Origin of the sequence: Shewanella waksmanii ATCC BAA-643 (assembly GCF_000518805.1) — a bacterium.
In the GTDB taxonomy this organism is placed as follows: Bacteria; Pseudomonadota; Gammaproteobacteria; order Enterobacterales; family Shewanellaceae; genus Shewanella; species Shewanella waksmanii.
This window is the reverse complement of record NZ_JAEH01000031.1, coordinates 24,660-36,684: the sequence shown is the minus strand read 5'-3', so window position 1 is coordinate 36,684 and position 12,025 is coordinate 24,660. Positions and strand designations below refer to the sequence as shown.

8 protein-coding genes are annotated in these 12,025 nt (G+C 47.3%); 3 read left to right on the top strand and 5 right to left on the bottom strand.

All coding sequences use genetic code 11. The annotated features are described in order from the left end of the window. Positions 1-235: 235 nt before the first annotated feature. Positions 236-1,192 carry a leucine-rich repeat domain-containing protein gene (locus L865_RS0113290; protein ID WP_028773697.1) on the bottom strand — a complete coding sequence of 319 codons (957 nt, stop codon included), beginning with the start codon at positions 1,190-1,192 and terminating at the stop codon, positions 236-238. 381 nt (positions 1,193-1,573) lie between these two features. Here L865_RS0113290 and L865_RS0113285 point away from each other — a divergent pair, with 381 nt between their 5' ends. After that, positions 1,574-3,433: a multiheme c-type cytochrome gene (locus tag L865_RS0113285; protein ID WP_245608439.1), complete on the top strand. Its 1,860-nt coding sequence runs from the start codon at positions 1,574-1,576 to the stop codon at positions 3,431-3,433. A gap of 164 nt (positions 3,434-3,597) precedes the next feature. Here the strand turns inward: L865_RS0113285 and L865_RS23750 are convergent, their stop codons facing one another. After that, positions 3,598-4,152, bottom strand: coding sequence for a DUF2059 domain-containing protein (locus L865_RS23750; protein WP_051484600.1), 555 nt, complete (start codon positions 4,150-4,152; stop codon positions 3,598-3,600). Positions 4,153-4,240: 88 nt separating this feature from the next. Continuing rightward, entirely contained in the window at positions 4,241-7,273 is a 3,033-nt protein-coding gene (locus L865_RS0113275; RefSeq protein WP_028773695.1) for a M9 family metallopeptidase, read from the bottom strand. A gap of 413 nt (positions 7,274-7,686) precedes the next feature. On the opposite strand from L865_RS0113275, the gene L865_RS0113270 reads away from it, so the two are divergent. Further along, positions 7,687-8,697, top strand: a complete 1,011-nt coding sequence (locus L865_RS0113270) for an NAD(P)H-quinone oxidoreductase (RefSeq protein WP_028773694.1) — start codon at positions 7,687-7,689, stop codon at positions 8,695-8,697. Positions 8,698-9,078: 381 nt separating this feature from the next. After that, a complete protein-coding gene (locus tag L865_RS0113265) occupies positions 9,079-9,501 on the top strand; it encodes a hypothetical protein (RefSeq protein ID WP_028773693.1) in 423 nt (140 codons plus the stop codon). A gap of 172 nt (positions 9,502-9,673) precedes the next feature. Here the strand turns inward: L865_RS0113265 and L865_RS0113260 are convergent, their stop codons facing one another. Continuing rightward, entirely contained in the window at positions 9,674-10,708 is a 1,035-nt protein-coding gene (locus tag L865_RS0113260; RefSeq protein WP_028773692.1) for an aldose epimerase family protein, read from the bottom strand. A gap of 100 nt (positions 10,709-10,808) precedes the next feature. Continuing rightward, positions 10,809-11,975 carry a galactokinase gene (galK, locus tag L865_RS0113255; RefSeq protein WP_028773691.1) on the bottom strand — a complete coding sequence of 389 codons (1,167 nt, stop codon included), beginning with the start codon at positions 11,973-11,975 and terminating at the stop codon, positions 10,809-10,811. Between the last annotated feature and the right edge of the window lie 50 nt (positions 11,976-12,025).

The window sequence follows — 12,025 nt, the reverse complement described above, 5'->3', positions numbered from 1 at the left end:
CCACAGCAACAAGCAGCGCCGCAACCACAGCAACAAGCAGCGCCGCAACCACAGCAACAAGCAGCGCCGCAACCACAGCAACAAGCAGCGCCGCAGCAAAACTTTACCCCAGATCTTGACGATGGTTGGGATGACGATATTCCATTCTAGGAATTACGTCCGTTATTGTTAAACATGAAAAAAGCCGCTAATTAGCGGCTTTTTTTGTGTTTTTACTTACTAATGCGCTCAAGTACTACTCGGTAACGGCGGTGCTATCATCGAACTCATAGTCGCTTAATCTTTCATGACCACTGATATCAATGTTGGCAATAGGGTTACCAGTGGCCCATAGCTTGCGCAGCTTAGGGTTATTAGTGATATCAAGGTTGCTGATTTGATTGTCAGTGATATACAAGGTGCTTAGTTTAGGACTCTGGGTGACATCCAGTTTAGTTAGCTGGTTGTACATCACGCCTAGGCTAGAAATTTGGTTATTGGCTGGTAAGGTCAGCGCCGTTAACTGATTGCTGGCTAAACCGATTTGAACCAGTGATTTATTAGCACTGAAATCCATAGTGGTTAGTTGATTTTCTTTGGCCCATAAGTAGCGCAGTGCCGGCGTATGGCTAACATCAAGCTGAGTCAATTGATTGCCGACGACACTGAGGTCTGTCAGCTTTGGTGTGGCACTTAAATCAAGGCTTGTGAGCTGATTGAAAGAGACATTTAGCTCTTCGAGCATAGGGGTATGGCTCAGATTGATGCTTTGCAGCTGCGCTGACATAACCGCCAACTCTTTCAGTTTTGGCGTATTACTCAGATCAATCTTGCTGATTTGTTTGGCATCAAGGCTTAGCACCTCAAGCTGTGGTGTGTGGCTTAAATCGATGCTGCTGAGTTGCTTACTACTCACCGATAGGCTTTTAAGCACAGGGTTGTGGCTCAAATCAATATTACTGATCTCAGGCCCGGCAAAGGTGGCTGATTCAAGCGCTGGGAAATACTTCAGGTCTGCAAGGCTTTTCATCGGCAAGTGACGACAGTTGAGCTTTCTGGTTTGGCTAGGGTCAGTCACGCGATGGACTTGCACGCACTGTTTGAAATTGGCGTCAGCGAACTCAATCGCGTCGATGCTTTGAGCAGCTGTAGCGTGAATTGGGTAACTCGAAAAAATGGCCAGTAATGACGCCACAATCGGTTTATTATTCATTGGTTTAAGTCTCTATCCTTGATGAAAGCGCGCATCTTAACGTGTTGAGCTATCTGTTTTCAAGTCCTTATATTTAAAGCATTTTTTATACTTGTTATTGCTGCAGCTTGAATTGTTATTGAGTGATTAATTAGCTGTGAATTTCTAATGTTAATACAAGGATGATTCGCAAAGTAATATTTGAGCATTTCCAAAAAAATTTCATTAATTTCAATTATTTTTTGCTTCTGTAACCCCTAACGCATTTTGTCGAACAACTTCGGATCGAGGTCACATCTAGTTAACTGATTTTTTACACATCTCTCATTAAGTATCAAGATGTAATAGACACATAAATAATAAGGTTATTTGTACTGTGAGGTACAAGAAATGGAGATGAAGATGATGAAGAAAAGACACTTTCTCATCGCTATACCGGTTATTTTAGGCATAGGGATGTCAAATGCTATTGCGCAGTGGGATGAAAATAAGGGCTGCTTAACTTGCCACGAGGGCATAGAGCAGTTTTCTGATATTGATACGATGGCCGATTTAACTTGCGTTGATTGTCACAATGGTGACGGCGATGCGACTACGTTAGCTACGGCTCATAAGGATATGTGGTCGAACCCGACTGATCTGCGGGTTGTTGATAAGACCTGTGGTACTTGCCATAACGAAGAAGTAGAGAATGCGAAAACCTCTATTCATGCCACGATGTCAGGGATGATATCTGGCACGCGTTATAATTTTGGTAGTCAAAGCCGTGATTCAATTCATGCTACTTATGATGTGAAAGCGCTTAAAACTGGGCGTGAAGGTACGGTGGCTGAGCTGACACAACTGCCAAGCTACGACCCTAGCCAACCAGAGTCAGATACTAACTCTCCCGGCGATGACTACTTGCGTAACCAATGTTTGCGTTGTCACTTATGGAGTGATGGTCACCAACGAGATGGTGATTATCGCGCGTCAGGCTGCGCCGCATGCCATGTCGAATATAGCAATGCTGCAACCTATGAAGGTGGCGATAAAGCCATTGATAAAACACAAAAAGATCGCCCAAGACAGCACAAAATGACCCGCGCACCTTCGGTTGAGCAGTGCCAGCATTGTCATAATCGTGGCGGTCGTACTGGTGTTAGTTACATGGGGATGATGGAATCAGATGGCTACGGTACGCCGTATAAAGAAGATGGCAGTAAGCAAGGTAAGTTGCATGGTAAGCATTACAATTTCTTGCAGGCTGACTTGCACTATGATGCGGGCATGAGCTGTATTGATTGCCATACCAAAGATGAGATGCACGGCGATGGCTATCTATACACTAAAAAAGAGTTTGCATTAGAGGTGCGCTGCGAAACTTGTCACGGCACGACCAGTGAAGATGCGACATTAAAAACTGCTCGCGGTAATCCGATGACCAATTTATCGCGATCTGGCGATAGCGTAACTTTGACAACTAAAATTGATGGCAAGCAGCTTAAAGTGCCACAGCTTAATGGAGCTGAGTTATCGGTAGAAGGTGAAGTAGCAATGGTAAAAATTGCTAGCCACATGGAGAAAATGGAGTGCTCGACTTGTCACGCTGCCTGGGCGCCTCAATGTTATGGCTGCCACGCGAAACAAGATGTTGGTAAACCTAATGGCGATTGGTTAAGTGGTTCTCACAGTGATATCTCACAATTGGGTAAGAAGGCTAATTTAGATAAGCAAGCCTTTAGCTGGAGTGAGTCCCGTTCTTATGTTCGTTGGGAAAATCCGGCACTTGGAATTAACCACCGAGGCAAGGTGTCTACTTTTGTACCCGGATGCCAGGTGTTCCTTACTCAGGTCAATGGTGATAAAGCGATAGTAGCCAATAAAACCTATGTCACTAAAGACGGCACTAGCGGTTTATCACACAACCCTATTCAGCCCCATACTATGAGTAAAAAATCGCGTACCTGTGAAGAGTGTCATACCAATCCTAAAGTGCTAGGTTTGGGCTCAGGTCAGTACGATATAGCGCGTAACTTTCCTGATGGTCAGGCGCCAGTTAATTTTGAATTAGAGCGCTTTGTTGATGAAGAGGGTAATCAGTTGCAATCAACCTCGCATGACGGTGCTAGACCGTTCAATAAGGACGAGATGCAACGTATTCAAAGAGTTGGAACGTGCTTAGCTTGTCATGGCAGTGATGAGATCACGGCTACTGGTCAAGCTCCTGATGACGTCACTCATATGAAAGTGATCCAACGTATGGTTGAAAAGTCACGTTAATGGCCAGCTTGCATTAGCCCCATGCTGTTAGCGGGTATAACATTTAAAACACCGCAGTAAATGCGGTGTTTTTTTATGGGTAAATACTTATACCAATCAGTATAAACATTTAGTCACTCAGCGAGAGTTTAGCGGTACTGATACTGATTGGTATTAGCTAAAGGCTAGTGTTGATGCTGGTGCTCAGTCGTGGCTTCGATCCCCGTTGCCGTGGCCAACTCGGTAACGATTTGACTAAACTGTTGATTAATATTTTGCATCTGCTGCTGCACGATGGCACTCGTTTGGCGTAGTGTAGCAGGCATATGTTTAAGGTACTTTTTACCGGTCTCGGTGCGATAAAACGCGCTGAGCTCAAGTAATTCTTGTTCGCTATAGGTTTGCATGTACAGCTCAATGAATGCGGGTTCTATACTGGCCCAATCGAGTTGCTGTTTAGCGAGGTCAAACGCCCGTTGTCGGTAAGCGGTTTCTAGTTCGCGGTGTTGGCGTTTAAGAGGCATATCTTTAAGCATATGGGCGTAACTAGACTTGAGTTGATAGAGAGCTTGGTCGATAACATCTTCGGCATAGGTGGCCTGCAATAGGGCTTTGGCTGCGGCTTGGTGGCTGCTTGCTGCAGCGCTTAACTGCTGCGCGTTGAGGCGTGGACTGGCTTGAGTGAGTGTACTGGCAGCACAACAGAGTAATACTAGGATGGATAAACGTCTTAGGTACATGGCGTCTCCTTGTCGGCTAACTTAAGTCAATGGGAAATCGAAAACAGTGCTGCACAGGAGTACTCACACTCCTGTGCAGACCTTAGGCTTATTGCAAGGTAGCTTTAATGGCTACGCCATTGCTATTACCTTCATCGATAGTCGTGATGTAGTACCAACCAGATTGCGGGTTAGTGACGCTAAAGCTCTCTGATGTGCTATTGCTGGTCACAGAGGCTTGCTCGTAACTGCTTGCATTTGGCCAGCTACGACCGCCATAAAGGCTAACATCGCCATTGCCGTGTCCGGTGGTTACCGTAAGTTCACTGGTGCCTGCATCAACCCACAACGAGAAGTAGTTGGTACCAGAGGCTGAACACGCTGCTTGGCCTGCCGTTAAGCGTCCACCACTTTGTGCCCCTTGGCTTTGACAAATATCTTCAATATCGCCAACCGGTGGGTCAATGGGAGTACTTGTATCACCGGTGGTGACACTCAAAGTTACACCGCTGTATTGTGTGTCGGTATCAACACTAATATAGCGCCAGCCGCGATTAGCGGTAACTTGAACACTGGCTTCATTGCCCGCATTGGTTGCACTGGCTTGTGCGTTGCTACTGGTCGCCCAAGTGTCAGCGTTGTAGTAAATATTCGCATCGCCGCTACCGCCTGAGGTAGTGATAGTCAGCGTGGTATTGTCTTGGTCGACATAGACATAAAAGCTGCCTGGTCCGCCACTGACACATTCATCAGTTCCATAGGTTAACTGACCACTGCTAATGGTGGCTGCGCCGCAATCAGGTGTTGGAGTTCCACCACCGTTATCGCCACCGCCGTCGCCACCACCATTGTCACCGCCGCCGTCACCACCGCCTTGAGCGGGATCTTCATCAGCAACCACTTCAGTGGTGCTGACCAATAGATCGGCACCGCCGAATTCGCCTGATAGCGTGAGATAGTGCCAGTATTCATTCGGGTTTAGTTGTACCTTAATGACTTCATGGTTGCCGTTGCCAATACCATAGCCTTCATTGCTTTCACCACTTGCCCAGCCTTGCGAGCTAAAGTAAATGTCAGCATCTCCCCAGCCATCACCCACTTTAATCCACAACTCTTGGGCGCTACCATCGACGTTAGCAAAGGCAAAGCTAGCACGGCCATTTTGTGAATCAATACACTCCATGGGTTGATCGATGATCAAGCTAGCATCAGGTGAATAGCGATAGGCTTCGCTGCTCACTGTACATGGTGCATAGTCTTTGCTGATGGTTGATACTGGACCTGCCCAGTTGCCTTCGGTACCGCTCGCTAGCGCTTCGGCATCGGATGGGCCATGGTCAACAATGCCATCATCAGCAATGCTTAGGCCGCTATTGAGCCATCCACGCCACTCATTGTCATAGCGGGTGCCGATGTTGTTGATGAAGGTCTGGTACTCTTCATATTGATCGTTACGCAAATATGCGAGGATTTGATCGACATCGGCGCGATGATTTTCAAACATGAATCGAACGGCTAAGTAACCCCAGCGGTAGATACGATCTTGGCCTGAATCGTAGTTGTTTTTAAAGATGGTGGACAGATCGAACTCTTGGGTTTCGCCCATTTCAATTGCACGTGTGTTGGCATCGCGGTATGAGATGTACTCAGCTAAGCCTTCAATCCACCAAATCGTGTTAGCAGAAATGCTGCGGCCAAAGTCACCTTGTAGATTGTAGCGGCCATCAAGGTAGTGCACATACTCATGTTGTAGGTTCCAAACATGGAAATCGGGCACACGCCATTCAGCTTCATAGGCGATGAAGCGAGCTTGGTTTTTGAGACCCGCTGGCGATCCTTCTAGATACATACCGCCGTTGTTAGTGGCAATACCAAAGAAGGTGCCGGCATAAGATTGGTAGTCGCTAGAGCTATCAAAGACCACGAGCTCAAGCGCGCTGTTATTGTCATTGGCAACCGGGGTGTTGTTGGTGGCCAATTTACTGTGGAAATAAACCTCTTGATCACCAAGCACATCACAAGCCCACTTGGCTTGATCTTGGTACATGTGCTGAGCACGCATGGTTAGGGTATTAGAACATTGCCAGTTAAAGGCTAGTGTTTCAGCTTCAAGCTGCGCTTTAAAACCGCAGATATCATAGTAGTTACAGTTAGCACGATCATAGTAATCGGCCATACCTGCCGCTGCCATCCACACTACGCGTGAGCTGTCATCTTTGCTGGAGCTATCAAGCACCGCTTTGACTAAGCTGGTTACTCGGGTTTTCATCTCAGGAATGTAGTACAAACGCGACATTTCACGGACTGCGTTAGTAAGCACGTATTCAGCGTCGGTTCCTACCAAGTGGCGGTTTGCCAATTGAAAATTGTTGAGCGAATCTAAGATAGATTGGTCTGTGGCAAACAGGGCCTTCATTGGGTCATCCCACTGCGCCCTAAATAGCGTGGTGAAAATTGAGTTGGCTGCCGCATTCATGCCCCAGTTCACTTCCCAGTCGGCATTGTATTCGCTAAGCACTCGCTTAGTGACATAGTTAAAGTCGGCGCCTAAATGAGCCGAGTCTATCCAGATCAACGCCTCTTTTAGCACACCGGAGTTCTCGGTAGATACCGTCCAGATATTGCCGTTGTTAAACAGGTTAGTTAACGCTGTTTTAAAGTCTGCAGTAGCCGCTGAAGAATAGGGCGCCACGTCTTCAGGGCTATAGAATTGTACGTACAACGCCGCGCGGATGTAGTAGATGATAGCTTCGATGCCAGTAGTATCGGTACCGGTGTAATTTAAAGCTCTATCGCGCACGGCTGCCGCAGCAATACGGATATTTGACTCGCTAAATAGTGCGGTGGCATCTGCGCCTTTAAGGTTGTAGAGCGGGCTGACACATTGTGGGTCAGAAGCTGCAAGTTTATCGATCAACGGCCAGCCATTTAAGCCGACAAAGCTACTGCAATCTGCTTCAGCCTGTGGGCCAACATTACCTATAGGACCTGATGCGGCCAGAGGCAAAGCTTGCTGATGGTTATTGTTAATTGCCGATCGCATTTCAGGGTAAGGCGTCTGATGTGCGGTTATCGACGTGTTAGCGTGGGCGCTGAGGCTTGTGGCTAAGCCCAACGCGACGACCAGGGTATTAAGTTTCATGAAATCTCCATTAGCTTGTATAGAGCGGCAGGGTTTATCTGCCGATAGTTTTGTCTGCTGAGCAGATCTTTTAGGGTTTAACTCATGAAGCGACCACGCTGACTACTAGACCACACACTTCACTTTTAACAATAATGTAACAATATAGTCATTTAAATAAAATATACAATATAAAATTGCTTGTTTAAGCAGCAGTTTGGTGAGGGGTTAACGGTAATTGACTGAATTTCATTCAGTTATGTGTCAAATTTTTTTGACATGAAAAGTTTGTGCGGACACAGGTAAGGGGTTGTTAGGCCGGCTGGGGCATCTCGCGAGCTGACCGCAGCCGAGAGACATTGACGATGAGGTTTTGCACAGTAAACTCTGAGGGTACTGCTTACCCAAGAGGTTAATTTATGTCTGATATTTCCCTGCCAGCAACTCCCATTCGCTGCCAGTCAATACATTTTGATAAGGCGGGAGAGGCCGATGTACTGTACCTCGCAGATACTGAGGTTGCGGCCCCTATGGATGAGCAGGTGATGATAAAAGTGCATTATGCGGGAGTGAATGGTCCCGATATTGCGCAGCGGCGCGGGATATATCCGCCACCACCAGGGGCCAGTGCCATATTGGGACTTGAAGTCTCAGGTGAAGTGGTAGCTTGTGGTGATGCGGTGAATCAATGGCAAGTGGGTGATAAGGTGTGTGCCTTAGTACCTGGTGGCGGCTATAGCGAATATGTGTTGACTCATGCCTCGCATTGCTTAGCTATTCCGAGCGGGGTGTCAATGGCTCAAGCTGCAGCAATACCCGAGACTTTCTTTACCGTTTGGAGCAACGTATTTATGCGCGGCCAGCTTTGCCGTGGTGAACGCTTTTTAGTGCATGGTGGGTCGGGTGGCATCGGCTCTACGGCGATTTTGTTAGCCAAGCAATTTGGTGCAACTGTGATTGCGACCGCCTCAACTGCCGCTAAGCTAGATTACTGCCGTAAGCTCGGTGCTGACTTTAGTTATAGTTATCAATCTGATGAGCTGCTAGCACAAGTGCATAGTGCGACCGAAGAGCGTGGGGTTGATCTGATATTGGATATGGCCGGCGGGGATTTTGTTAATCTTAATCTGAAGATGTTGGCCAGCGATGGCAGGTTAGCGTCGATAGCGCTGCAACGGGGCGCGAAAGCACAGGTCGATATTTTTCGCATTATGGCCAAACGCATCACTTGGTTTGGTAGCACTTTACGACCGCAGTCTGATGCCGCTAAAGCGCAGATTGCTGCCGAGCTTTCAGCGCATGTATGGCCTTTGTTTGCTCAAGTGCCACAAGCCGCCCTCGTGCCACCGATAGAAAAAATTTATCCACTTGCCGAAGCAGCGTTGGCCCATCAACTGATGGAGTCTAGGCAGCACAAAGGTAAGTTGGTACTCAAAGTGAACTAACCAAGTGATTGCACACTGGTTTGCCATGGCTTTGAAGCCGTGTAACTACAGATAATTGTCATCAATTTGCCATATTGCTGCCATCGCAATGTCAATTATCTTGTCCAGTATCCTTAAAAATTACGTGAAATTGAGATTTTTTTTCACAAATAAAACTTGAATAAATGACTCTTTCGGCTAAATTTCGATACAAGTGGTTTAAGGCTGTTCAATCAACAGTGAAGCGGCGCAAATTTCAGCATTTCACTATTGATTTTTTAAATCATTTAATCAAAAGTAGGGCGATATTGATGAGCAACATCAGTTGCTTAATTAATGTGTCTACATGAGTTGCACACTCATTAATTTCAGGTATGTGTTGATTTGAGGGTATTGGCATATATGTATAACACATCACAAGATCCAGTGTGGTTCGGTGAACTACGCACACCGCGTGGTAACACGGTATTAGTCCACGACAAGCAGTTTCCTGAGGCCAGTCAGGGGCGTGTTTATTTTTACAATACAACGCGCGACGCAATCATAGAGTACGCCGAAGATATCGTCTCGGCTAACTTACATGACCTTGATGGTGCTGAGCTTGAAGCTGCTCAAGCAGAGTATGGTTTAGCTTGGCAAGCCGCTCGTGAAGCGTTTATGCAAAAGCATGAAGGATGGGTTGAAGCAACGCAATCGAAACCGGTTGCCAAAAAAGCTAAACCTGTAGTTGAAGAGCCTGTGGCCCAAGATAGTGACGAGCCAGAACTTGAAGTCGACAGTATTGATGACGACTTTGATGATAGCTGGTCCAACGATGATGATTAACATAGCGGACTAACCATAGCCGACTAACTCAATCGACTCGCTTGACCGACCAAAAGAGCACCACTTAACCTTAGTTAAGTGGTGCTTATTAATTCACAGCGGTGACAGACGTTACCGGCTACTCAAAACCACTTGGTGCATTGCGCCACTACTGCACTAGCCAGTTATACGACTAAAAGGTATCAAATTGGTATCGGCTAATATGATGGTAGCACTCATTCGGCTCTACCCATGGCTTGCCTGGCAAATCACTTTGGTTGGGCCCGTCAGGCAATTGTTGCGGCTCAAGGCACACCCCTTGATGGCTTTGCAGCTGTTTGCCTTTGCGTCCAGGTGTACCGGCTAAAAAGTTAGCACCATATAGCTGTACGCTAGGTTGGTTGGTGTATAAGGTCATACTGCGGCCTTGACTGGCGTCACTGAGTACCGCCGCTTTAGTCAGTTCATCACTATTACCCTCGAGCAAGTAACAATGATCATAGCCGTTGGTGCTAGCAAGCTCACTAGCTTGTTGGCGGCTACCTAAACACTGTGGCAGGCGCAAATCCAGTATCGAACCTTCAACATCATTGACACCATAAGGGATGCCTTCTTGGTTGAGTGCCAAGCACTGTGAGGCGTTAATCTGTATTTGATGCTGTTGATTGCTGGTTGCTAAGATGCCGCCAAGGTTAAAGTAACTGTGTTGTGTAAGGCTAATGGGACAAGCCTTATCTGTGGCGGCAAAAATCTCGACATAGAGGTTATTGCCCACCAAACGATAGTCTAACTGCACATTGCAGTTACCTGGAAATCCCATATCACCGTCGGGGCTTAGCAGGCTCAGCCTGACGCCATCGGGCAAGACGCCCATATGCCAGTTTTTGCGATTAAAACCTTGCTCACCGCCGTGCAAGCAATTGCTTTGATGATTATTGCTAAGCGCGTAGTCTTGACCTTGATACTGCATGCGCGCACCTGCAATTCGATTGGCGTATCGACCCGCAATGGCGCCCAAATGCGCCTGCTGCTGCAAATAGTCTTCAGCATTGTCGCAACCCAACACCACATTACCGCGGTCTCCGGCGTTATTCGGTACCCACAAAGAACGAATGATGCCACCTAGACTTATCACTTCCATGGCGATAGTGCCATTGTCGATATATACGCGCTCGATTTGGCCACCGCGCGGGTCTTGCCATGGACTTAGGGGGCGAACTCGTATCATATTCTCAATCCTTGTGGGCCTAATTTAGGTTAATAACTGGCGTTGGCAATGATGTCATATTTGTCATAGCAATCAGGATGAATACGTATGTGACGTCGCTTTAATACAGATCTTCGTCAATACGTGTTGCCCCATCACTGGCAGAGCATAAATAAACGGTTGCTTCTAGGCCGGTCAGTTTAGCGTAATTAGCTTCAACGGTTTCCACCACGGCATCGGTTAAATCGTGATCGACTAAGGCCACGACACAGCCGCCAAATCCACCACCTGTCATCCGTACGCCACCTTGGTTACCAATCACCTTGGCTATCATGTCGACCAACTGATCGATGGCCTCAACGGTGATCTCAAAATCATCACGCATGGATTGGTGAGACTGGGCCATTAGTTCGCTTAACCTGGCGACATCATTACTGGCCAATGCTTGGCTGGCTTGTTGGGTACGGCGATTTTCAGTCAATACATGACGTGCGCGACGATAAGCGGTTTCATCTAATTGTGCTTTAGCAGCTTCGAGCTGGCCTAGGCTGACATGGCGTAAACTGTCTGCGCCAAAGTGATCGGCCACCGCTTCACATTGCTCGCGTCTTAGGTTGTACTCTGACTCAACGAGGCCGCGTTGTACGTTAGAATTGATGATAATCAGGCTTAAGCTTTCAGGGATAGGCACAGGTTCACTGTCTAGATCTTCACAGTCGATAAGCAGGGCATGATCTTGCTCGCCAAGGGCACTGATCATCTGATCCATAATGCCGCAAGCACAGCCAACATATTGGTTTTCACCGCGTTGGGCCATTTGCGCCACCGCCAAAGGTGATAGCCTTAACTGACTGCAATCATTAACAGCGGTGCCAAAGGCTATCTCAAGTGCCGCAGATGAAGATAGTCCGGCTCCGAGTGGTACATTGCCCACTACGGCCAGATCTAATCCTTTGGCAGGTAATCCCGATGTGGCCAATGCCGAGGTGAAGCCTTTGAGGTAATTAACCCAACCATCATCAGGGTTAGGTTGGCCTTCTTGACCAAACTGCCATGACTTTATCTCGCCTGCAAAGGCGTCAGATACGGCGCGAAATTTATCATCATCGCGGCGTTTTACCGCAATGATGGTATGGAAATTAATGGCGGCAGGCAGCACGAAACCATCGTTATAATCGGTGTGTTCGCCAATCAAATTTACTCGACCCGGAGCCAGGTAGAGATCATCGGCGTTGGTGCCAAAGGTTTGCACAAAAAGTTTGTTCGCGCGCTGTGCGGGATTAGACATGCTTAAACGCTTCTCTTAAAAAATGCCTTATGCAGGCAGTAGTTTACGTG

Bases quoted from the DNA above. Each gene is read 5' to 3' on its own strand.
- L865_RS0113290 (WP_028773697.1), bottom strand. From the start codon at position 1,192: ATGAATAATAAACCGATTGTGGCGTCATTACTGGCCATTTTTTCGAGT.
- L865_RS0113285 (WP_245608439.1), top strand. From the start codon at position 1,574: ATGATGAAGAAAAGACACTTTCTCATCGCTATACCGGTTATTTTAGGC.
- L865_RS23750 (WP_051484600.1), bottom strand. From the start codon at position 4,152: ATGTACCTAAGACGTTTATCCATCCTAGTATTACTCTGTTGTGCTGCC.
- L865_RS0113275 (WP_028773695.1), bottom strand. From the start codon at position 7,273: ATGAAACTTAATACCCTGGTCGTCGCGTTGGGCTTAGCCACAAGCCTC.
- L865_RS0113265 (WP_028773693.1), top strand. From the start codon at position 9,079: ATGTATAACACATCACAAGATCCAGTGTGGTTCGGTGAACTACGCACA.
- L865_RS0113260 (WP_028773692.1), bottom strand. From the start codon at position 10,708: ATGATACGAGTTCGCCCCCTAAGTCCATGGCAAGACCCGCGCGGTGGC.
- galK (WP_028773691.1), bottom strand. From the start codon at position 11,975: ATGTCTAATCCCGCACAGCGCGCGAACAAACTTTTTGTGCAAACCTTT.